14 protein-coding genes are annotated in these 22879 nt (G+C 40.9%); 5 read left to right on the top strand and 9 right to left on the bottom strand.

What is annotated here, in order from left to right; all coding sequences use genetic code 11:
- Nucleotides 1-86 precede the first annotated feature (86 nt).
- Nucleotides 87-557: a Dps family protein gene (locus L2737_RS15005; RefSeq protein WP_102526564.1), complete on the bottom strand. Its 471-nt coding sequence runs from the start codon at nt 555-557 to the stop codon at nt 87-89.
- Between the two features lie 148 nt (nt 558-705).
- Nucleotides 706-2853, bottom strand: coding sequence for a catalase/peroxidase HPI (gene katG / locus L2737_RS15000; protein WP_248956242.1), 2148 nt, complete (start codon nt 2851-2853; stop codon nt 706-708).
- A gap of 586 nt (nt 2854-3439) precedes the next feature.
- Here katG and L2737_RS14995 point away from each other — a divergent pair.
- Nucleotides 3440-3907: a GNAT family N-acetyltransferase gene (locus tag L2737_RS14995; protein WP_248956241.1), complete on the top strand. Its 468-nt coding sequence runs from the start codon at nt 3440-3442 to the stop codon at nt 3905-3907.
- Nucleotides 3908-4000: 93 nt separating this feature from the next.
- On the opposite strand, the gene L2737_RS14990 is transcribed toward L2737_RS14995, so the two are convergent.
- The 5 genes from L2737_RS14990 to L2737_RS14970 all read right to left on the bottom strand — a co-directional run bounded on the left by L2737_RS14990 (nt 4001) and on the right by L2737_RS14970 (nt 12038).
- Entirely contained in the window at nt 4001-4426 is a 426-nt protein-coding gene (locus L2737_RS14990) for a nitrate reductase cytochrome c-type subunit (protein WP_229368532.1), read from the bottom strand.
- A 107-nt stretch (nt 4427-4533) separates the two neighbouring features.
- Nucleotides 4534-7017, bottom strand: a complete 2484-nt coding sequence (napA, locus tag L2737_RS14985; protein WP_248956240.1) for a nitrate reductase catalytic subunit NapA — start codon at nt 7015-7017, stop codon at nt 4534-4536.
- A gap of 503 nt (nt 7018-7520) precedes the next feature.
- A complete protein-coding gene (locus tag L2737_RS14980; RefSeq protein ID WP_248956310.1) occupies nt 7521-8708 on the bottom strand; it encodes a lipocalin-like domain-containing protein in 1188 nt (395 codons plus the stop codon).
- 59 nt (nt 8709-8767) lie between these two features.
- Nucleotides 8768-11365 carry an ABC transporter permease gene (locus L2737_RS14975; RefSeq protein WP_248956239.1) on the bottom strand — a complete coding sequence of 866 codons (2598 nt, stop codon included), beginning with the start codon at nt 11363-11365 and terminating at the stop codon, nt 8768-8770.
- Nucleotides 11358-12038, bottom strand: a complete 681-nt coding sequence (locus L2737_RS14970; protein ID WP_229368535.1) for an ABC transporter ATP-binding protein — start codon at nt 12036-12038, stop codon at nt 11358-11360. The genes L2737_RS14975 and L2737_RS14970 overlap by 8 nt, the downstream gene beginning before the upstream one ends.
- A 381-nt stretch (nt 12039-12419) precedes the next feature.
- Here L2737_RS14970 and L2737_RS14965 point away from each other — a divergent pair, with 381 nt between their 5' ends.
- Entirely contained in the window at nt 12420-17711 is a 5292-nt protein-coding gene (locus L2737_RS14965) for a PAS domain S-box protein (protein ID WP_248956238.1), read from the top strand.
- A 27-nt stretch (nt 17712-17738) separates the two neighbouring features.
- Entirely contained in the window at nt 17739-18758 is a 1020-nt protein-coding gene (locus L2737_RS14960; RefSeq protein WP_102526556.1) for a response regulator, read from the top strand.
- Between the two features lie 102 nt (nt 18759-18860).
- Here the strand turns inward: L2737_RS14960 and ygfZ are convergent, their stop codons facing one another.
- Nucleotides 18861-19820, bottom strand: a complete 960-nt coding sequence (ygfZ, locus tag L2737_RS14955) for a tRNA-modifying protein YgfZ (protein WP_229368538.1) — start codon at nt 19818-19820, stop codon at nt 18861-18863.
- A 153-nt stretch (nt 19821-19973) separates the two neighbouring features.
- Nucleotides 19974-21203 carry a phosphoglycerate dehydrogenase gene (serA, locus tag L2737_RS14950; RefSeq protein WP_102527839.1) on the bottom strand — a complete coding sequence of 410 codons (1230 nt, stop codon included), beginning with the start codon at nt 21201-21203 and terminating at the stop codon, nt 19974-19976.
- Between the two features lie 151 nt (nt 21204-21354).
- Between serA and L2737_RS14945 the strand changes: the two genes are divergently transcribed.
- Both L2737_RS14945 and L2737_RS14940 read left to right on the top strand, forming a co-directional pair.
- Complete coding sequence (locus tag L2737_RS14945) at nt 21355-21966, top strand: DUF2238 domain-containing protein (protein WP_248956237.1); 612 nt, start codon at nt 21355-21357, stop codon at nt 21964-21966.
- A gap of 220 nt (nt 21967-22186) precedes the next feature.
- Nucleotides 22187-22852: a helix-turn-helix transcriptional regulator gene (locus tag L2737_RS14940; protein ID WP_102527837.1), complete on the top strand. Its 666-nt coding sequence runs from the start codon at nt 22187-22189 to the stop codon at nt 22850-22852.
- Nucleotides 22853-22879 lie beyond the last annotated feature (27 nt).

The following is a 22879-nucleotide window of genomic DNA, read 5'->3' as shown; positions in this document are numbered from 1 at the left end:
CAGGTGTTGATAATGAAACTGTGCCAATATAATAATTAGCACAGCTCCATTACGCTGCAGAGAGTAAGTATTAAAATAAGGGTTTATTACTTAACGGTTGCTCTTAACATCCAAGCCGTTTTTTCATGGATCCCCATTCTATCTGACACCAATGAAGCCGTTGATTCATCATCAGCCTCTTGGGCTATTTTTAACACGCTTCGCGCCGTTTTTATCACTTGCTCATGGCCTTTTGTCAGTAGCTTAACCATTTCTATTGATGTAGGTACACCATCAACTTCAGTAATTGAACTGAGTTCGGCAAACTCTTTATAAGTACCTGGAGCAGGTTCATCAAGCGTACGAATACGTTCTGCTATGTCGTCGACTGCAGTTGCCAGTTCGGTATAGTGCTCCTCGAACATTAAGTGTAATTCGCGAAATTGCAGGCCTGTTACATTCCAATGGAAATTATGAGTTTGTAAATATAAGGTGTAAGAGTCAGCAAGTAATCGTTTTAGACCATATGCAATCTCTGCTCTGTTTTCTTTACTAATGCCAATATCAATATCTGTCATAACTCATTCCTCGTATTAAATATTTGTAAGCTGTTACACCTTAAGTGTTACTTGAGGTATAAAAATTAATATGTTTAAAAGTCTTTCTGCGGGTGAGTAGGCGTGCTACTCACCACAGGCTAGTTTGGTGTTAAGTAGTTAGCTTTGTTTAAAACCTGTCAGCATTCATTAATTTCACCCATGTTGCGACGAAGTCGGTTACAAACTTTTCTTTGTTGTCATCTTGTGCGTATAACTCGGCATAAGCACGTAAGATAGAGTTTGAGCCTAAGACAAGATCAACGCGAGTGGCAGTCCACTTTAGCTGGTCAGTTTGACGGTCGACAATGTCATATAGGTTCTTTGCAACTGGTTTCCAGCTGTACTTCATATCGGTCAGATTAACGAAGAAGTCGTTGGTCAATGCGCCTTCGTTATCAGTAAAGACTCCGTGTTTAGTACCGCCATAGTTTGTACCAATAACACGCATACCACCGACGAGTAATGTCATTTCACATGCAGTTAGTCCCATGAGTTGAGAACGATCTAACAAGAGTTCTTCTGCACTGACCACATAGTCTTTTTTCAGCCAGTTTCTAAAGCCATCATGAAGTGGCTCAAGTACGTCAAAAGAAGCTGCATCTGTCATTGCATCTGTAGCATCGCCGCGTCCAGCAGAGAATGGTACAACAATATCGACACCTGCTTTTTTGGCTGCAGCTTCAATGCCCGCATTACCACCTAATACAATAACGTCTGCAATACTGGCACCTGTTTGATTAGCAATATCTTCATAGACAGAAAGCACTTTAGCTAAACGCTCTGGTTCGTTACCTTGCCAGTCTTTATTAGGTGCTAGACGAATGCGGGCTCCATTGGCGCCGCCTCGCTTGTCAGAACCACGGAACGTTCTAGCGCTGTCCCAAGCTATGGTTACCATCTCGTTAGTGCTGAGTCCTGATGCTATGATCTTGTCTTTAACTGATTGAATATCATAATCAGTTGCACCAGCAGGAACTGGATCTTGCCAAATTAAATCTTCTTGCGGTGCATCAGGTCCGATATAGCGAGCTTTAGGTCCCAAGTCTCGGTGAGTCAATTTAAACCACGCACGAGCAAAGACTTCTGAGAAATAGGCTGGATCTTGATAAAATCGCTCAGATATTTTTCGATACTCAGGATCTACCTTCATGGCCATATCGGCATCGGTCATGATTGGGTTGTATCGGGTTGTTAGATCTTCAACATCGACAGGTTTATCTTCTTCCTTGATATCGATAGGTTCCCACTGCCATGCCCCAGCGGGACTTTTTTGTAGTTGCCACTCATGGTTTAGCAATAGTTGGAAGTAACCGTTATCCCACTTTGTCGGATGGGTTGTCCAGGCACCTTCAATACCACTTGATACGGTATTTCGGCCAATACCTCGTTTAGTCTTGTTTAACCAACCAAAGCCCTGGTCTTCTATTTCTGCGCCTTCTGGATCTGCTTCTAATAAATTAGCATCACCGTTACCGTGGCACTTACCTACTGTGTGTCCGCCCGCTGTAAGAGCAACAGTTTCTTCATCATTCATTGCCATACGTTCAAATGTTACTCGAACGTCCTGGGCTGTTTTGAGGGGATCTGGTTTCCCATCTACGCCTTCAGGATTAACATAAATCAATCCCATCATGACGGCAGCAAGGGGGTTATCTAAATCACGTTCTCCAGAATAACGACTGCCTTCACCGCCACTTGGTGCAAGCCATTCTTTTTCTGAGCCCCAATAAATGTCTTTTTCTGGATGCCAAATGTCTTCTCGTCCAAATGCGAATCCGAAGGTTTTCAAACCCATTGATTCATAGGCAATAGTGCCGGCATAAGCGATTAAATCTGCCCAACTGAGCTTATTGCCGTATTTTTTCTTTATTGGCCAAAGTAGGCGTCTGGCTTTATCTAGGTTAACGTTGTCAGGCCAAGAATTAAGTGGCGCGAATCGTTGATTCCCCGTGCTAGCACCACCTCGGCCATCTGCAACTCGATAAGTCCCTGCAGCATGCCAAGTCAAGCGTATCATCAAACCACCATAGTGGCCCCAATCAGCAGGCCACCACGCTTGGCTATCAGTCATGAGAGCATGTAAGTCATTTTTGAGGGAAGATACATCCAGTGTTTTAACTATTTCTCGATAGTTAACATCATTAGTAAGTGGGTTAGTCTTACTATCGTGCTGATGTAATATGTCGAGGTTCAGGGCTTTAGGCCACCACTCCATATTGGACATACCGCTTTCAGTTGCGCCGCCGTGTATTACTGGGCATTTACCTTTAGTCATCGGTTAATCTCCTTCATCCATAAAATAATGTGCAAACCATTCTCAAACTTAATATTTACAGTATTGAGTATTTCTGTGTTGTTTTAAAATTGATTAAACAAATCAGCGTAATCGCTTTATTCGGGTATTGCTTAATTAGGAAAAATTAAATTGCTGCTAACTCGTTACAATTAATGAAACAGCGTAAGTGTGCTATGAGCGTGACGTCTTCTAATAAAAAGCCATTGATTAGTACGTTTGCTTACTCAATAAGCGATCTATTTCTACAAAGATTGATATCCGGTTGTCGTATTGATTATGTCTTTGGCTTTTGATGCTACTTCAATTTTGAAAGCTGACTTGTGACGTTGATCTAACTTTATTTGCCTGTTTTATGAACACTCATTTCAGGTCAAGTATTGTAAATTTGATGTTTTTATCAACAACGAGGTGATAGAGGGAGTTAAGGTTTACTCTTTGATTTGTGTGGAAACTGAATGTAGGTTGTAAAAAATAAGCCTAGAGCTAGATATCGTTTGGCGTTTGTTTGTCGAGAAAAGATCGGGTTCAATCATATAAGTAAAAACACAAGTATCAAGGAAGACTCATGATTAACGTAAGGCGTTTTACCATAAGCGACATAAAGCCTTTGTGGCAGCTTAAACTTAACACCATCCATAATGTTAATAGTCAGCACTATTCGTTAGCTGAGGTAACGGCATGGGCGCCTCATGAATACAATGAAAGCGCTTGGGTACAAAGAGTGACAAAAATTAATCCGTTTGTGGCTGAAGTTAATGGTGTTATCGCAGGTTTTGCCGATCTTCAAGATGACGGTTATATCGATCATTTCTATTGTAGTGCTGATTTTCAAAAGCAAGGTGTGGGTGATGCATTAATGCAAGCGATCTTCAACAAGGCTGCAAAGTTAACGCTTAATAGTTTATATGCTGAAGTGAGTATTACCGCAAAACCATTTTTCAGCCGCTATGGCTTTGTGGAAGAAGAGGCCCAAAGTGTGGCGGTAAGAGGTCAGAAAATTAATAATTTTGTGATGCGTAAATTACTTGGCTGATGCTTGAATCAAGAATCAAGAAGCAAGAAGTAAAAATGCCACTGTCAAAAGACGGTGGCATTTTATTTTCTATAAATAGCAACTTAATAAAGCTTAGTTGGTATGTGTATTCTCAACAATCGCTTGTTTGTTGTCTGCTTGAGCAACGTGACACTGCACACAGAAGTAGTATTTATCATCAAATGTGCCATCAGCTTTGACGTGAGATTTATCAACAGGTGTCGCTTTCATACGCGCAGCTTTCTCAGTGCTGTGACAAGTTAAACAACCATTCTTTTTAGCTGTAATTTTATATGAGTCTCTGTGCGGGATGAGCGGTGGCATATGCACAAAATCTCTTGCTAAAGCAGTACCACGGCTTGGGTAAGTCGCTTTAGCATCTGCTGGCATTGTTGCGGTAATCGCTACATCGCCAGCAAGTGATTTAACAGTTACTGGCGCAGCAGTTTCTGCTGTTTGTTGACCTGAGCATGCGCTAAGACTGAGCACTATCGCAGCAAGGCTGAGTATTTTCTTCATGGTTTACACTCCGTCATATCCACTATATCTGTTTATAAATGGATAGAGAAAATTAGTGATGTAGTGATGCCTTTTTTCATTTGATAAGGCATCACATTTCAGTCAAATTAGGCTTTAACAATCTTCACAGGACACTTCTTGAAATCCGTCTCTTTCGATAATGGATCCGTTGCATCAAGTAATAGTTTGTTTACCAGCTGTCTAGCATCAAAGAATGGCATAAATACCACGCCGACAGGTGGCTTGTTACGGCCTTTAGTTTCAACACGCGTTTTCACTTCACCACGTGGAGAAATTACTTTCACTTCATCACCATTTTTCAGGCCGCGACTGCTCGCGTCTTTAGGGTGCATGAATACTTGTGCATCAGGGTAAGACTTATGCAGCTCTGGTACACGAGCTGTCATACTGGCTGTATGCCAATGCTCAAGTACGCGACCAGTTGACATCCATAGGTCAAACTCTTCATTTGGCTCTTCAGCTGCAGGCTCAAATGGCAGAGCAAAAATCACTGCGCGTCCATCAGGTTTACCGTAGAAGTTATAACCTTCACCAGCTTTAACGTATGGATCACTTCCTTCAACGAAGCGACGAACCGTCTCTTTACCATTGACTACAGGCCAACGTGCACCACGGTTTTCATGGTAAGTATCAAAGTCTGCTAAATCATGACCATGACCACGGCCAAACTGAGCATATTCTTCGAATAGACCTTTTTGCAGGTAGAAGCCGAATGCATCGTTTTCGTCGTTGTAGTCACCTTTACATTCAGAGCTAGGGAATTTATCCACTACGCCGTTTGCAAATAGAATGTCATATAAAGTCTTTTCAGCGTATTCAGGCTTTTTAGCAATTAACTCTGCAGGCCATACTTCTGATACTTTAAAGCGCTTAGAGAACTCAACAAGCTGCCATAAGTCAGACTTAGCACCTTCAGGAGTTGGAACTTGTTGGTGCCACATATGAGTACGACGTTCAGCATTGCCGTATGCACCTTCTTTCTCAACCCACATCGCAGTAGGAAGGATTAAATCTGCAGCAGTTGCTGTCACTGTTGGGTATGGGTCTGATACCACAATGAAGTTTTCTGGGTTGCGGAAACCTGGGTAAATTTCATCGTTAATGTTTGGACCGGCTTGCATGTTATTGGTACACATTGTCCAGTAGCAATTTAGCTTGCCATCTTTAAGCATACGGCTTTGAAGTACCGCGTGATAACCCGGTTTTGGCGGAATCGTACCTTCAGGTAGCTGCCATAACTCTTCAGTCATTGCACGATGTTTAGGGTTTGCTACAACCATATCGGCCGGTAGACGATGTGAGAATGTACCGACTTCACGAGCGGTACCACACGCTGATGGTTGACCTGTTAGTGAGAACGGGCTGTTACCAGGGGTGGCGATTTTACCGGTTAACAAGTGAATGTTATAAAGCATGTTGTTTGCCCAAACACCACGAGTATGTTGGTTAATACCCATAGTCCATAAGCTCATGATCTTGATGTTAGGATCAGCATACGCTTTAGCCATTTCTTCAAGATTTTCAACTGGTACACCACTCATTTCTGAAGCGTATTCAGCAGTATAAGTACTGACGAATTTTGCGTATTCTTCAAAAGAGATAGGCTTAGATTTGCCGTTACCTGGGTTTTTCGCTTTTTGCTCAAGCGGATGCTCAGGGCGTAAGCCGTAACCGATGTCAGTCACACCTTCAGCAAAGTTAGTGTGCTTGCTAACGAAGTCTTTATTAACCGCATCGTTTTGGATGATGTAGTTAGCAATGTAGTTCAAGATAACTAGGTCAGATTGCGGCTTAAATACCATTGCGTTGTCGGCAAGTTCGAAGCTGCGGTTTTCAAACGTCGATAACACGTGAACCTTGCTGCCAGCGTGGCTCAAACGACGATCTGTTAAGCGTGACCAAAGGATTGGATGCATTTCTGCCATGTTCGCGCCCCAAAGCACGAAGTGATCAGCTGCTTCAAAGTCATCATAGCTACCCATTGGCTCATCGATACCAAAGGTACGCATGAAACCACCAACCGCTGATGCCATACAGTGACGTGCGTTCGGGTCGATGTTATTGGTTAAGAAACCGGCTTTATGCAATTTAGATGCAGCGTAACCTTCCCAAATAGTCCATTGACCTGAACCAAACATACCAACAGAAGTAGGACCTTTTTTAGCGATGCTTTCTTTCCACTTGTCAGCCATAGTGTCTAGAGCAACATCCCAACTAACAGGAGTGAAATCACCTTCTTTGTCATACTTGCCATCTTTCATTCTTAATAATGGCGAAGTTAAACGGTCTTTACCGTACATGATTTTAGATAGGAAGTAGCCCTTAACACAGTTAAGACCTTTGTTAACCGGACTTTCTGGATCGCCCTGAGTCGCAACAACTTTACCGCCTTTTGTTCCGACTAATACACTACAACCTACACCACAGAAACGACATGGGGCTTTATCCCATTTTATTTCTGCAGCTTTCTCTTCTGCTTGGACCATTTTGATTGGTAAGGCAAGCCCAACAGCCGACGCGGCTGCTGTAGCGGCATTGGCTTTTAGAAACTCGCGACGGCTTATGCTCATGGTGTTTCCTCACTCTTTGCTGTTAGTTGTTAGCCCTTAAACAGGCTAATCATCGTTTTGTATGCCAAATAATGGCTTTTTCATCTCTATAGAATTGAGTTTAAACCTCACATTTCGCAAGGGTATACCTCGCAATGAGTATACTGAGTGTTTGTTGTTGTAGATCACGTTTTACGATGTGATCTGTGGCACATTTTAGAAGTTACTCAGTCACTTAATTAGTTGATGGTAATTTAACCAGTATATTGATTCTAGGTGAAGATGGTAGAAATTAAAGCTTATATAAGGCCAAAATTACACTTTTTTTAATTGTTTTTATTTTGTGCAATCATTGATGTAATTATAATCTGCCATGAATATATTAAGTCGATAAATCGTCATTATCATTAATTGATATCAGAGGCTGGGTATTACGTATGGGGTAGCATAAGTTAATACCTTTAGTTGACTTAATCTTGGTTTATATATCGCTCGTTGATATTCAATGGGTTAAATTATATTGACTAATAACCTGTGAGCTCCATATAACCATTGCCATTGTGGCTGCCACTCACTTCAATTGGGCCTTCCCAGTAAGGGATGGATAAAGGCATATTGCTGTTAGGGTTGAGTGCTGAAACTGTGACATCAATCTGTTCACTAGGAATCCTTAACTGCCAACTCACTGGATAACGCCCACTGGCGGTTTGTTGCCACTGAAGTGCTGTCATCGCGATGAGTTCACTTGAATCGCCGCTGATATTGCGGCCTGTGCCATCAGCAAACATTCTTCTGGCACTGTAAAAAGCAGGTAAATCTTTATTTGCCCCGCGTAGCTGAAATAGCATTAATGCAGACTCATCATCTAAACGGATAGAAAACCAATCCCAGCCTTGTTGTGCTTTAGTCAAAAACTGAGAACTCCACTCTCTGTCTAACCAAGCTTTACCAGTCACAGCTTCTTGCTTTCCATTTCTTGTGACGGTGCCGCTTAAATCAATAAATGGCTGGCTGTAATAATAAGAGGCAACAGCAGCATCAGCACTTTTGATACTGTAACCCTTGTCACCTTGCAATTGCATTGGCGCATGGCTGGTTAAAGAAAGCTGATAACTAAATTCATTCGTTGCGACAGATAACGTAGCGGGGAAAAGGCCATCTGATCCGCTCAACCATTGCCAATCATCCAGTTTGGCTGTGAATGGCTTTGCGCTAACGTTAGCCAGTTCTGGGTGACCTCTTGACCATTTTTCTGCAGCTTGATGGGCTACTGATGACGTTAATGCTGCATGGGACATATATATTTGTGATGTTGCCCAATTTGATGCTTCTGAATTTGAGCTATCTAAGTTTAAAGCTTCAGAGTTTAATACTTCAGGGTTTAATGCGTCAGGGTTTAATGCGTTAGGGTTTGCAGCATCTAAGTCTGAAATAGCAGACTGTGCGGCTTCGGGCGCAAGTGCAATCCTAAATTGTGTCCACTGAATACCGAGTTGCTCCCCTGATTCAGTCTGCATATTGGCCGTTAAATACCACCACTCTTGGCGAAAATCATCATGACTTAAATGATCTGCAGGAAAAGATAATTGATAACCTGGGGTAACAGTAGCGTATTGGTTTAATTGAGAGGAGGAATCACCCAAAATCCCGCCCATACTAATAGATGATGCAGGCTCTGGCTGACAGGCACTTAACGTGACTAAAGCAATCATGAATATGCTAGCCCGTTGGGCATTGTTGATTACTGTTAACGATATATCGGGCAACCGCTTCATAATGCCTCCTGCTGCAAGCTATTTATCAATGGTTTTCTTGTCTGCCAATATAGAGGAATTGCAATAGCGACAGCACTTGTTGTAAGCGCAATAACAACCACGCGAATGTAGGCATGCCAGTCCCATAGCATGGCGATACTCCAACCGAAGGCCTGCAGCGTGACTTTATTTATCAGTAAATAACCCAAGATTGCTCCTGTTGGCAATGCCACTAAGCAAGTGAGCAATACTATGAGCTGCATCTGCACGAATGTCATCAGTCTTAATTGGCCTTTACTGAGCCCTAAGGCATATAGTTTTGCGAGCGGCGCTTGCCTTGCTTGCGTGAGCATTAAACAGGCACTAAATAAACCAATTGCAGCGACGATGAGAGTGAGGCTATTCAGCACCATAGTGATGGAAAATGTTTGTTTGAACATTGCAATCGCTTGCTGTTTTATTTTGGCTTGATTGTACATTTGCGCAGTGCCAATAAGCTTAGTGTCGACTAATAGTTGTTCAAGTTCAGTAACGTCACCTTGATAACTGGCTGCAATACTTTTGGGTTTTTTAGGCAAGCCTATGTTTTGCCAAAACAGCTGGTCGATCACCACTTGGCCTTTAGGGTTACCATAATCAAAAAATATTCCACCAATCGTCGGTAGCAATGAATTGGGCTGTGATGAAATGGGCTGTGATGTAATGGGCTGTGATGTAATGGAGAGCGCTTTGGTAAATGGAGCAATAGAAAAGCTGTCGCCCAAATTCAAACCATATTTAATCGCAATGGGTTCACTAATGAGGATTTGGTTACCTGATTGAAACTCAGACCATAAATCATTGGTTTGGGCTTTTAATGAGCTGGTTACCTTGGTTGAATATAAGTCTCTACTGACAAGTTCTATCGGCATATTTTGATAGGTGGAATTAATTGTCCATTGGTTATATATGCCAGTGACCTTGTCGTTTTGGTCTAAAAAGTCATTTATGTCTAAGATTTTATCACTGGCAGGACGCATGTATAAATCCGCATGTAGGCGACTCTCAAGCCAAGTTTTTAACGTGACCTCAAAACTCCCGACTAAGGTATTCATTGAAATGTTTGCAGTTAAGGCTAACAGCATTGCCATCATCGCGAGTGATAAAGGGCCTATGAGCTCTTTGGTTTCTGCAATCATGTAATGCCAAATTCCAGCAGGACAAAGCCGAGCAAGCCATTGACTGATTTTATAGATGGTTAAGGGCAATAAAAGAGGAATGGCAATAATCACAACGCCCATTAACCCTAAGCTAACTTGATATTGCTTTGCGAAAGGGAAGGCAATTGCACAGCAAGCAAGACTAGATATTGCAATTGTAAACTGGATTCGATGGGTTCGGATTAAGTGACTGACTTGGCCTATTTTAGTGCTTATTCTCGCTAGTGGCTGGTTGGTCAGTTGTCGATAGAGTGGCAAACATGCGAGCAGGCCTGCGAACAGTGTAAGCAACATCGCTTGAACTAACCATTGCCACTGCCAAGATCCCGGCATAAGTCTGGCGCCATAAAGTTGCTCCAAGGTCATTGCCACCATTGGTTGTAGCCATAAACTCAGTTGAAGCCCCAAAATAAAACCGATAATAGAGCCGATTAACACCAGTAAAGTCAGCTCACAGATTAATGCAATCATTAAATGATTTTTTTGAATGCCAAGTTGTAGTAATTGAACCAGTAATTTTTGACGTTTCATTAAGCTGTAGCGGACACCGTTATAGGCGATGAAAAGCCCAACTACAAAGGCAAGCATGCTCATTGCATTAAGGTTTAAATGGAAGCTACGAGTTAACTCTTGCAGCGCTTGGCCTTGGTCTTGCTCGGTAATATTAGCTTGTTGTTGCAATAGATTGCGTTGAGTTATTTGATTTATCAATGACTCAGGATCATCAAACAGTGCGATGTAAGACAGCTGTTGAGGTTGATTTAACAGTCTTTGTGCCAGAGAAATATCGGCAACAATGGCATTTCCAAGTCCTAATTCATCATCTAAGCCAATCACTTCAAGTTTGATCGGTTTCTGCTTATCTATAGGATCTTGCAGATAAAACTCACCATTAGGTGCCACTTTATTGGCTAATGATTGGCTCATTAATAAAATGTTTTCAGCAGCAAGCAGTTTAGCAATAGGAATATCTGAGTTAACTAGATTGTTTTGCTGACGGGTATTTTCATCATTTGTAATTGATTCATTTACAGTAGCTTGAGTCGTTTGTAGGTTGATTGCCGCAAACAAATCACTGCCTTGAACCTGCCAGCGTCGACCTTCTGGATCTACAGCGAGCCCACTAACAATCGCTAATGCGTTGCTGATACCTGATTGGCGTAATCTAAAATACACCTCTTCGGTTAAATATCGCTCACCTGGATTCGGTGTTATGAGCAAACTTGCACGCTGACTGAGTAACTCGGTTGCTTCACTGTAACTACGAACAGCATTCTCATTGGTTGATTTAACCCCAATCAGTAATGTGACGGCTAAAATGATGCCGAGCAAAATGGCACCAGCTTGCAGTGGGGCATGCTTATAATGAGCCAAGAAAACATTTAAGCTTAATCTTATCTCGGCAAGGCTACTCATGGATTTTTCCTTGCTCTAGATGCCAGCGCCTTTGCATGTAATTAGCACAAGTATCGCTATGGGTTACCATTAATATTGTTGTATTAGCCGCTTGTGCCAATTCACATAGTAACTGCATCACTTGCTGTCCCGCTTTTTCATCGAGATTCCCCGTGGGTTCATCAGCCAGCAATAAACTGGGTTTATGAATGAGGGCTCTTGCTATCGCAACCCGCTGCTGCTGACCGCCTGATAAGGTTTCTACTGGTCTTGCAAGGACTTCACGTAAATCAAGTTGATTGATAAGTTCATCAGCCCAAGGGCTCCACTTGAGTTTGTTTAGCTGTAACGGAAATCGGATATTGTCGAGGACATTGAGCGGGGTAAGTAGATTAAACTGTTGGAATACGATGCCAAGTTGTTGGCGACGAAAGTGGCTCCAATGGTTGTCTTGCCAACACTGGGCTTGCTGGCCTAAAAGCTGTAATTCACCGCTATCGATTTTTTCAAATCCGGCAATAATATTGAGTAAGGTACTTTTGCCTGTTCCGCTAGGACCTGTGAGTGCGATGGTATCCCCAGAGTGCAAGGCTAAATCTACGCAATCGAGAACCTGATGGTATCTGTCGCCGTCAGTAAACCCTTTAGAAACAAGTGAGAGTTGACTAACAAGATTGGTTTCGACTGTTTGCATATTAAGGCCTTGTAAATCTATGAATTACATCATCATACGATAGATTTTATATAAAAGATCGAATATTGATGAACTGAAGAAATCCCTTAGAAATCAAGATTGCTACTTTAGTTGTACTGTTTTATGTTTCTTGATTAGGCTTTAAATACAATGAAGATTAAATATTTGATTATTGTTTCAGCACATTTGTAATTGCAATCATAGGCTTAAGGGTTATAGTAATAAGGGTGTTTTTTGAGCAGTCCAATCCTTCTTATGATGTATTGGTTAATGTCAGCCCATGATTTACTGTGGGCATGGTATGAATAAGCCAAGTTAAGGAAAACCGCTGTTTAAGATTGGCAATAATCAAATTTTGACTTGTAAATGAGACTTGTATTTATGGATAAAAATAAGCAGATATTACACAGTTTTCGAAGTCGAATTTTGGCTTTTATTGCCTTGCCGCTGATTTTAATCATGGCGTTAGTGTATGGTTTTAATGGCTGGATTAATTACCTAGAACATGAAGAAGATGTATATCAACGCCTAGAGCAACAGGCGGTACTTTCTGCTAATCACCTTAATTTTGTTTTGGATTCCGTTCAAAATACTACTCGCGGTCTTTCTGACTATTTAACTTATATCGATAGTAATAATATATATGGTGACATTGAAAAAATTGAGCTGTTATTAATTAATCGACTCCAGCGTAATCCGAGTATTTTTGGCAGTGCGATCGCTTATCGTCCTAATTTTTTGACTGACAAACTTCGTTACGCTCCCTTTGCATATCGGGAAGGTAATGATATCAATATTATCGATATTGGTGCTGAGGCTTACGATTATACCGATGGTAGTTGGAGCTGGTGGACTGATGCGATGAACAGTAACACTGGTGTTTGGTCTGAACCGTATTTTGACGAAGGCGCGAGTAACATCTTAATGGTGACTTACTCTAAAGCTTTCGGGAGTCTTGATGATCGTTACGGAGTCGTTACTGCAGATGTTGCATTAAATAAACTGCCGCAAATAATGAAGATCCCAAGTAAAAATTTAGTCGTTCTTGATGACAACGACAAAGTCATTTTTTACGATTCAGCTAACAGTGATTTAAAAGGCAGTAGTGACAAGTGGCTGTCTGATGACCCACAAAATGATCAATTAAGATCTTTACTGGCAAACAACATAGCTGGTCAAACTGAAGCGATTACTGTTTCAGGCGACCGTTTTCTTGTCAGTGTCGCAATCGTGTCATCGCTAAATTGGCAAGTGGTTATTGCGACCAGTGACAGTGAGCTCAATCAGTATTTTCTATCCAACCTTTCAAGATTAGCCTTCATATTATTGTTGTTATCAATTGCGCTGTTATTCACTAGCATTCTTGCATCTAAACGTTTAAGCCGTCCTCTAGAAAACCTAGAAAATGGCATTATGGACTTTGGTGAAGGGAAAATTGATCGCTTGCCCTCTGATAAAGTTAACATTTCGGAAGTGTCGACATTAACCAATAAGTTTAATCAATTAGCTGACCTACTAGCAGAAAGAGAGTTGGCGTTAAAAGACTCTACTGGCAGCCGCTTTGCAAGTCTAATCGATGGTATGAGTGATAAGTCATTTTATTGTTCTTTAGACCCAAAAGGGCAGTTAGCTCAAGTGAGTGATGGAGTAAAGAAAGTACTAGGGGTTGATGCTGATACTTTGAAAAGGAAGTACCAGCGGATGTTTACTGCTGATCCAATTAATGAGGTTAATTGGAATTATATGGAGCAAGCACTGGAAGGAAAAATTGTGCCTGCACACCAAGTTGAAATGCTCGCTGCCGATAGCCAAATAAGACGCTTGGATGTCTTTATGCAGCCTCTTGTTGCTGACTCTGGTGACATCATTTCTGTAGAGATGCTATTTACTGATGTGACAGAGCAATTTTCTGCAGCGCTATGGTCAAATGCAGTGATAGAGTCATCGCCTCAAGCCATGTTAATTGTTGATGAACATGGCGGTATTATTTTTACTAATACACGTTGCCAGGAATTATTTGGCTATCCAGCTGATGCACTTTTAGATATTAATGTTGAATTGCTATTTCCTGAGCGTTTTAGAGAAAAGCATGATGCAGTAAGGGCTGTCTTTTTAGAGCAAGGGTTAACCCGTTTCACCACCCCGAAAGAAGGTTGGGTGGCATTAAAATCTGATAACACAGAAATTAGGGTAGAAATTAACTTAGCCTTACTGCCGATAGCCCATGATGGCAAGAAACAAATTGCTGCCACTATTCGCGATCTCACCAGTCAGATGGCTATCGAACGTAAGATAAAAGACAGCGAAAGCCGTTTTAGAGGCTTGGTGGCTAATATACCGGGTGCAATATATCGAACCCGCATAAGCGATAATTGGACGATGGAATATGTCAGTAATAACATCGCAGACATAACCGGTTATCCAGCCTCAGATCTGATAGAAAGCCATAAACTTCAGTTTAATACCATTATCCATCCTGATGACGATGCCGATTGTTTTACGGCAATATCTCAGGCAATTGAAACTCAGCAAAACTTTGATGTTGAGTATCGCATTTTTCATCGTGATGGTAGCGTCAAATGGATCCATGAGAAAGGCAAAGCCAGCTATGATGAGCAAGGAAAACCATTATGGTTCGATGGCAGTATTAATGATGTCACTGAAAGTAAAAAGGCTTTAGAAGCGATTCAAAACTCACAAAAACAGTTAGAAAACATCACCGAATCCTTACCTAATTTAGTGTATCAAATGATATGGCACTCGGAGACTGAACGAGAGTTTAGCTTCCTCTCTGAGGCGTGTATTAGCATCATCGGTTTTCCTCGCGACATGTTAATGCAAGATTTAGATTTATTAATCGGGCGTATTATTGACACTGAAAGACAAACGGTTATTGATGATTTGTCGGGTAAAGGCGAAGACGGTTTACATTGGGTCACTGAATTTAGGTACCGACACCCCTCTGGTGAGGTGATTTGGTTGCAGGCTGGTGCTAAAGGTCAAGCATTAGCAAATGATGCCATTCTCTGGAATGGCTATTTGATGAATATTACCGATCGTAAGAATGCTGAAACTCGTTTAGCTGATAGGGAAAAGCACTTACGCACCTTACTTAATACAGCAGAGATGGGCATTGTTAATATTGATACTAATGGTGTGATTATTAATTGCAATGAGCATTTTGGTCGTAATATTGGCATTAACTCCAACGATTTAGAAGGTAAGCTGTTTTTCGAGTTCATGGTTGTAGAAGATAAAGTATTAGCCAGAGAAAGATTTGATTTGTTAATCAGTGGGGCGTTTGAAAACTTTAATATTGAACCACGGGTACTCAGCCAAAATGGTGAAAATATTTGGATGGACATGACCTTTGCCGCGCTTAAAAATGAGCAAGGAGAAGTGACATCTTCAGTGGTTTCAATGGCAGATATAACCAGTTTAATGACAGTATCAAACGAGTTGAAACAAGCCAAAGACGAAGCTGATGCTGCCAGTAAAGCTAAAAGTGATTTCTTAGCGAATATGTCCCATGAAATTAGAACCCCCATGAACGCCATTATTGGTATGTCACACCTGTGTCTGCAAACCGATTTAAATAAGAAACAACATAATTTTGTTGAGAAAATTGAGCGAGCGTCTAAATCCTTACTTGGGATTATTAATGATATTTTGGACTTTTCAAAAATTGAAGCTGGAAAAATGGAGATTGAAATCGTGCCATTCCAGCTTGATACCATGTTGGAAGATCTCAGTGACATGTTTGCCGCAAAAGCGGCTGAGAAACAATTAGAGTTGCTGTTCTCTGTTGCGCCAAATATTCCGAGTCATTTAATGGGCGATCCGCTCAGGTTAAGTCAGGTGTTGATAAACTTGATGAATAATGCGATTAAGTTTACTGATCGTGGTGAAGTGATTTTAGCGATTGAATCTATTAGTCAGCAAGGTGATGAACTTGAGCTTAAGTTCAGTGTGAGAGATAGCGGTATCGGTTTAACTCCGGAACAATGCAACAAACTGTTTAAGTCGTTTAGCCAAGCTGACAGTTCAACAACCAGAAAGTATGGCGGAACAGGGTTAGGTTTAGCGATTTGTAAGCAACTTGTAGAGCTGATGGAGGGAGAAATTGGTGTTGAAAGTAAGCGCGGTATCGGCAGCACTTTTTACTTTTCTGCTAATGTCAGTAAGGCTGATGACCTGCAGCTTAAAGTGACTCAAGAGCTGGAAGGGATGGAAATCTTAGTGGTTGATGATAATCAAACCGCACGAGACATTTTACACACTATGCTTAAAAGCATGGGCTTTAACGTCGCGCTGGCCAAAGATGGCACAGAAGCGATATCAATGTGCCATTCTAATGAATATAAACTAGCCTTAATTGATTGGAAAATGCCAGGGCTTGATGGCCTTGCTACAGCTGAAACCATCATCCAGCAAAGTGCAAACCCACCGCTTACCATTATGGTTTCAGCTCATGCAACAACGGAATTTACAGATTCTATCAATGACATGGGAATTAATGGCTATATAACCAAACCTGTTAGCGCGTCTCGTTTACTTGATGCCATTATGTCGGCGCTAGGTAAGCAAGGGCATATGCCAGTTAGGGCAAAAGCCACAGAGCTTAATGAAGCCTTATTACAGCAATTGAATGGTAAAAAAATATTGTTAGTTGAAGATAACGATATGAATCAAGAAGTTGCTACAGAGTTTTTAGAGCAAGTGGGAATTGATTTAACGATTGCTGATAATGGTCAGATTGGCTTAGATAAATTAGCTCAGCAAGAATTTGACTTAGTATTAATGGATTGCCAAATGCCAGTCATGGATGGTTATACCGCCACAGAACAGTTGCGAAAGAATCCTGCGTACGAAACTTTACCTGTTATTGCAATGACGGCTAATGCGATGGCGGGAGATAAAGAAAAGTGCCTCAGTGTAGGGATGAATGACCATGTGGCTAAGCCGATAGAGGTTGCTTTACTTTATCAAACCTTACTTAAATATTTAGGCGATAAAGTCAGCGATATCGAGTTAGCCACACCTGAAAAAACTGCCAATATTAAAGTGGAAACCTGGCCACAACACCCAGATATTGATGTCGATCGTGGTTTGCAACTGGTGCAGAACTCAGCCAGATTATATCGAAAGATTTTAACTCGTTTTGTTGAAGGTAAACGCAATATTGCAACGCAAATAGCAGCCGCGATAGAAGCTGATAATCGAGAGGATGCTGTTAGATTTGCTCATACTCTTAAAGGTTTATCGGGTAATTTAGCCAGTAATAAACTGTCTGAGCTTGCTGCGGAACTTGAAAAGAACTTGATTGACGAAGTTGAGTTTTCAGTTGAACTTAATGCCATTGATATGCTGGTGAGGTCATTATGTGAAGCCATAGATCTATGGTTGAATAATAATGAGTCAAAAGTAAAGACTGAGTCAGCTGATCTCATTAGTAACGATGCTTTTCTCAGTTTATTAGATGAACTGTTGGTGTTGCTAGATGACGGTGATGCGAGTGCAATCGATATGATTGATAGCCTAGAGATGCAGGTGAATCATCAAACCTGGGATCAATTAAAACCAGTAGGGTTAATGATTAAAGGTTATCAGTTTGAAGATGCGGTTGAGTTGATTAAGCAAATTCGTCAACACTCCTCCCAAGCAACAGATTAATATTAAGCAAAGATATAGGTAATTAACATGGAAAAAGCGACTGTGCTGATAGTTGATGATACGCCTGAGAATATCGATATCTTAGTCGGGATTTTGGGTAGTGATTACAAAATCAAAGTTGCCATAGATGGACCTAAAGCGCTAGCTCTCGCACAAAAATCATCTCCTGATTTAATATTGCTTGATGTAATGATGCCTGGAATGAATGGGTATGAAGTATGTCAAAAACTGAAAAATGAACCGTTAACCTGCCATATTCCCGTGATATTTGTGACAGCACTTTCTGATACTGAAGATGAAACTAAAGGCTTTGCGCTCGGCGCAGTTGATTATATTACTAAACCTGTAAGCCCTGCAGTCGTTAAAGCGCGGGTTAAAACACATTTAAGTTTATACGACCAAAAAAGGTTATTAGAGTCGGAAGTGGAACATCGTACTAAAGAGCTAAAAGAAACGCGTTTTGAAATTATTCGCAGATTAGGGCGAGCTGCAGAATACAAAGATAATGAAACAGGATTGCATGTTGTTCGTATGAGTCATTATGCAAGATTACTTGCTATGGCTGCAGGGCATTCCTCTCGGTTTTGTGAACTGCTATATAATGCAGCGCCTATGCATGACATTGGTAAAATCGGTACACCAGATGCCATTCTCAAGAAACCAGGAAAGCTAGATGCGGATGAGTGGAAAGAAATGCAAGCTCATGCAGCAATCGGTGCTGAAATCATTGGTGAACATGATGACCCTTTATTACAAATGGCCAAAAGAATTGCTATTAGTCATCATGAAAAGTGGGATGGCAGTGGCTATCCTTACGGGCTTGTTGGTGAAGATATTCCGATTGAAGGGCGTATTATTGCTATCGCTGATGTGTTTGATGCACTGACATCGGCAAGACCTTATAAGAAAGCTTGGACAGTGGAAGATACGTTGAGTTTGATTGAGAAAGAATCAGGTAAGCACTTTGATCCAGAACTGGTTGAGAAATTTAAATCTGTCATGGATGATGTGAAATTGATCAAAGCCGAGCATGAAGAGTCATTCTAGCGTGTTATAAAATATTGTTTCTTCATATCTTATTATATAAAAAAGGATAAATACTTAATGTATTTATCCTTTTTTGCTTTACTACTGTACCAAGATAAATGATTAATCTTCCAACGAGTAAGGCAGTGCAATAACACTGAGCTCACTTGTTTCATCTTCTTTAATACGCAGTTTTGCATCATTTTCTGTGTCGTTAGCAAGAACCGCAGTGAGTAAGACTTTACCTTCATGCTGTACTGACTCAATGACTTTACCTGCACGACGAAATCCGTCTTCATCAGCAATTTCAATTTGAGTTTCGCTGCTAACTGTTTCTGATGTGGTTCCGGTAAGGATATATAAAGCACGCTTATTACCGCCGCGATACTTCATTCTTGCGATTGTTTCTTGCCCCATGTAACAGCCTTTTTCAAAGCTGATACCGTTGACTGCTTGTACATTACACATTTGAGGAACAAATTCGCCACTGTGGTTAGCATCAATATTGGCATAACCTGACTTGATTTCAAGAGCTTGCCAAGTGGCAGCCTCTTGTAAAACTTGTTCTGAAGCTGCAACTAACTCATGGGCTTTTACGGCTTCTGTGATAACAATGAAACGTTCACCATCTTTAAGGATAATAGTATCTGCAACTGTGGTTAATTCAGCTGTGATGTCACCAAATTGCTGGGCAATAAATGCTGCCGCATTTTTCCCTGCCAAACCCAGAATGATTTTATCAGCGGTAACATCAATTAATTCAGCTTTACTGAAAACGGCATATTTTTGCCATTGAGCTAAGCTCAGAGGCAGGACTGAAGCAGGTAATAGGGCAAATAGCTGCTCAGCAATTGAAAAGGTTCTAAAGCTTGAAAGCATTTTACCTTTCGCATCGCAATGTGCACCCCAACGCCATTGATCATCCTGTAATGACATGATGTCAGTCGTCACTTGACCGTGAATAAAGGTTTTTCCCTGTTCACCGGTTATTTCAATTAAGCCTAAATGAGTAAGATTGGCGACTAATAAGTCAGGAGAGGTATGTAAAAAATCCCAATCAGGCAGAGTCGTTGCAAGTGTCATAAACTAATTCCTAAGATGACCAACAGATATATGGATTGAGTGTAACGGAAATCATTAACGCTCAAAAGAAAAAGCTATCTCCAATTGAATGAAGATAGCTTTATTTCACAGTTCACCTGTACAACTAAAAGTACGTCAAATTAACACTGGTGGTTAAAATAAAACGCGAGTACGAATCGTACCTTCAATTGCTTTTAACTCGCCTAAGGCTTGTTCTGCTTGATTCGAATCAACTTCCATTACTACATAACCAATCTCTGCAGTTGTTTGCAGGTATTGTGCAGCAATGTTAATGCCTTTTTCAGAGAAGGCTTGGTTAATTTTAATCAATACACCAGGTCGGTTATGGTGAATGTGCAGTAAACGCGAAGTGCCTTTGTGTTGCGGTAAAGAAACTTCTGGGAAATTAACTGCAGAAACCGTTGAACCGTTATCTGAATATTTGGCTAGCTTGCCAGCAACTTCAATGCCGATATTCTCTTGTGCTTCAGCTGTACTGCCACCAATATGCGGGGTAATGATGACATTATCTTGGCCGCGTAATGGGCTGATAAATTCGTCATCATTTGATTTTGGCTCGACTGGAAATACATCGATAGCTGCGCCAGCAAGGTGACCTGATTTCAATGCATTTGATAGTGCGTCGATATCAACCACAGTGCCACGAGATGCATTAATGAAAATACTTTTCTCGCGCATTTGAGCAAACTCTTTTTCACCAAACATATCTTTTGTTTGAGGCGTTTCAGGGACATGCAAACTGATCACATCAGCTTCACCTAATAACGTTTCTAACGAATGAATTTGGCTTGCGTTGCCTAGGGGTAGCTTATCTTCAATATCGTAGAAAACCACTCGCATACCTAAGGTCTCAGCTAAAATACCAAGTTGAGTACCAATATGGCCGTAACCAATAACACCAAGGGTTTTCCCACGGACCTCATAGCTGCCACTGGCACTTTTAAGCCAGCCACCACGATGGGCATGAGCATTTCGCTGAGGAATACCGCGCATTAGCATGATGATTTCACCTAACACTAACTCTGCAACACTGCGGGTATTAGAAAAAGGCGCATTAAATACCGGTACACCGAGCTTTTCAGCAGTGGCGATATCAACTTGGTTTGTGCCAATACAGAAACAACCAATGGCGACGAGTTTTTCAGCATGATTTAACACGTCTGCAGTTAATTGAGTACGGGAACGCAAACCAACAAAGTGCGCATCCTTAATGGATTGCAGCAACTCATCTTCAGGTAAAGATGCTTTATGGTATTCAATGTTTGTGTAACCTGCACGCTCAAGTACATCGACCGCAGTTTGGTGGACGCCCTCCAACAGCAGGATTTTTATCTTATCCTTGTCAAGCGAGTGTTTCGCCATGATATGGGTACCCTCTTATCAATAGTTATGCTTATGTTATGCTGATATAAACGCCCGACCAAAGTAGCACTTTTTTTAACGCTTGTAGAGGGCTAGATGGCTAAAGTTAATATTCTAATTCTAGAACAATATCATCTAAGAGGGATTTAGTTTGAATAAGAAAGTTATATGGATAGTTATATATTGCGCAGTTTTAGTTTGGTCAGTCATTTCGCCTAAAGATATGTTTACATGGTGGTTAGAAGCATTACCTGCCTTATTGGCAATTCCTATCTTATTTTTCACACGTGATCGGTTTCCGTTAACACCACTTTCCTATGTTTTAATACTCATTCATTGCTGTGTGTTACTCGTTGGAGCTAAGTACACCTATGCAGAAGTGCCTTTATTTGATTGGATAGCGCAGTGGATGGGGAGCGATAGAAATAATTACGACAAAATAGGCCATTTAGCTCAAGGGTTTATTCCAGTCATTTTAGCTCGTGAGGTCATGCTAAGAAACCAAGTACTACAACTAGGGTATTGGTGTCAGTTTTTGTCTGTATGTTTCGTTCTGGCATTTTCAGCTTTTTACGAATTAATCGAGTGGTGGGTTGCTATTGGAACAGGTGAAGATGCAGAAGCATTTTTAGGTACTCAAGGTTACGTCTGGGATACTCAATCTGACATGTTGATGGCCTTATTAGGAGGTATTAGTGCTTTAGTAGTGCTTACTCGATTGCATAATAAACAGTTAGCATCACTGATAAAAAATAAAAATTAGTGTTTTATGCTTTTTGTAGCATGAAGTTAAGTTTTTTTATGCTATTAATAGAGGGTATTAGAAGGACTTATCGTTTTATTTAATGCGTTAGTATGACAAAAAAACCATATTAACTAGTTAAAATATACTATGATTGAGTATTGTTACTATTTTGTTATCGAAATTCAGGAAGAAACCCGTTAGATCGGGATGTTAGGGATGCTTTTCAGGGAGAAAAGTGATGAGCTCAAATATTGATGAATTAGTTTTCTTACACCAAGTTGCAGCGCCATGTAATTTGGCCATTCTTGCGGAATCAATAGGTCTTAAAACCAGGATAGTTAAACATGCTAGTGATTTGGAAGTAGAAAAAAATTCCAACAGTTTTTATTTGGTGGCGCAAAAGGGCGCTGCTTTAGACAGTAAAGGGATACCTTTACTTGTGTCTCGTTTGGTTAACCATGTGCCAGTTGCTTTATATCAAGTTGAGCGAGGCTCCTTAGATCAAGAGTCAGCGTTATTACTGGGCGTAAGAGGGCTACTCTACTCCGATCAACGTATGGACTTGATGTTGACAGGGCTGCGTAAAATGGTAGCTGATGAACTTTGGTATGACAGGCCGTTAATCAGTAAAATTTTCCGTAGATTAGTACAAAAGTTAGATGCTAATACGGAGATTCCACCAGATACAGTTGCCATGCTTCAGATGCTAACTAGTCGCGAAAGAACGATTATCCAACTTGTGTCTAGTGGTGCGAGAAATAAAGAGATAGCCCATCGCTTATGTATTAGCGAGCACACAGTTAAAGCACATATTTCTTCTATTTTTCGTAAAACTCAGTCGCGAAATAGAGTTGAGTTATTACGTTGGGCACAAACTTATCAAGCCCACTTTGAATTTGCGTAATTTATAGATTAAATCAAAACAAAAGGG

This window comes from Shewanella electrodiphila (assembly GCF_023283985.1).
GTDB classification, from domain to species: domain Bacteria; phylum Pseudomonadota; class Gammaproteobacteria; order Enterobacterales; family Shewanellaceae; genus Shewanella; species Shewanella electrodiphila.
Note: the sequence above shows the minus strand (reverse complement) of the source record. Positions and strands in the feature narration are given on the sequence as shown.

Bases quoted from the DNA above. Each gene is read 5' to 3' on its own strand.
- L2737_RS15005 (WP_102526564.1), bottom strand. From the start codon at position 557: ATGACAGATATTGATATTGGCATTAGTAAAGAAAACAGAGCAGAGATT.
- katG (WP_248956242.1), bottom strand. From the start codon at position 2,853: ATGACTAAAGGTAAATGCCCAGTAATACACGGCGGCGCAACTGAAAGC.
- L2737_RS14995 (WP_248956241.1), top strand. From the start codon at position 3,440: ATGATTAACGTAAGGCGTTTTACCATAAGCGACATAAAGCCTTTGTGG.
- L2737_RS14990 (WP_229368532.1), bottom strand. From the start codon at position 4,426: ATGAAGAAAATACTCAGCCTTGCTGCGATAGTGCTCAGTCTTAGCGCA.
- napA (WP_248956240.1), bottom strand. From the start codon at position 7,017: ATGAGCATAAGCCGTCGCGAGTTTCTAAAAGCCAATGCCGCTACAGCA.
- L2737_RS14980 (WP_248956310.1), bottom strand. From the start codon at position 8,708: ATGATTGCTTTAGTCACGTTAAGTGCCTGTCAGCCAGAGCCTGCATCA.
- L2737_RS14975 (WP_248956239.1), bottom strand. From the start codon at position 11,365: ATGAGTAGCCTTGCCGAGATAAGATTAAGCTTAAATGTTTTCTTGGCT.
- L2737_RS14970 (WP_229368535.1), bottom strand. From the start codon at position 12,038: ATGCAAACAGTCGAAACCAATCTTGTTAGTCAACTCTCACTTGTTTCT.
- L2737_RS14965 (WP_248956238.1), top strand. From the start codon at position 12,420: ATGGATAAAAATAAGCAGATATTACACAGTTTTCGAAGTCGAATTTTG.
- L2737_RS14960 (WP_102526556.1), top strand. From the start codon at position 17,739: ATGGAAAAAGCGACTGTGCTGATAGTTGATGATACGCCTGAGAATATC.
- ygfZ (WP_229368538.1), bottom strand. From the start codon at position 19,820: ATGACACTTGCAACGACTCTGCCTGATTGGGATTTTTTACATACCTCT.
- serA (WP_102527839.1), bottom strand. From the start codon at position 21,203: ATGGCGAAACACTCGCTTGACAAGGATAAGATAAAAATCCTGCTGTTG.
- L2737_RS14940 (WP_102527837.1), top strand. From the start codon at position 22,187: ATGAGCTCAAATATTGATGAATTAGTTTTCTTACACCAAGTTGCAGCG.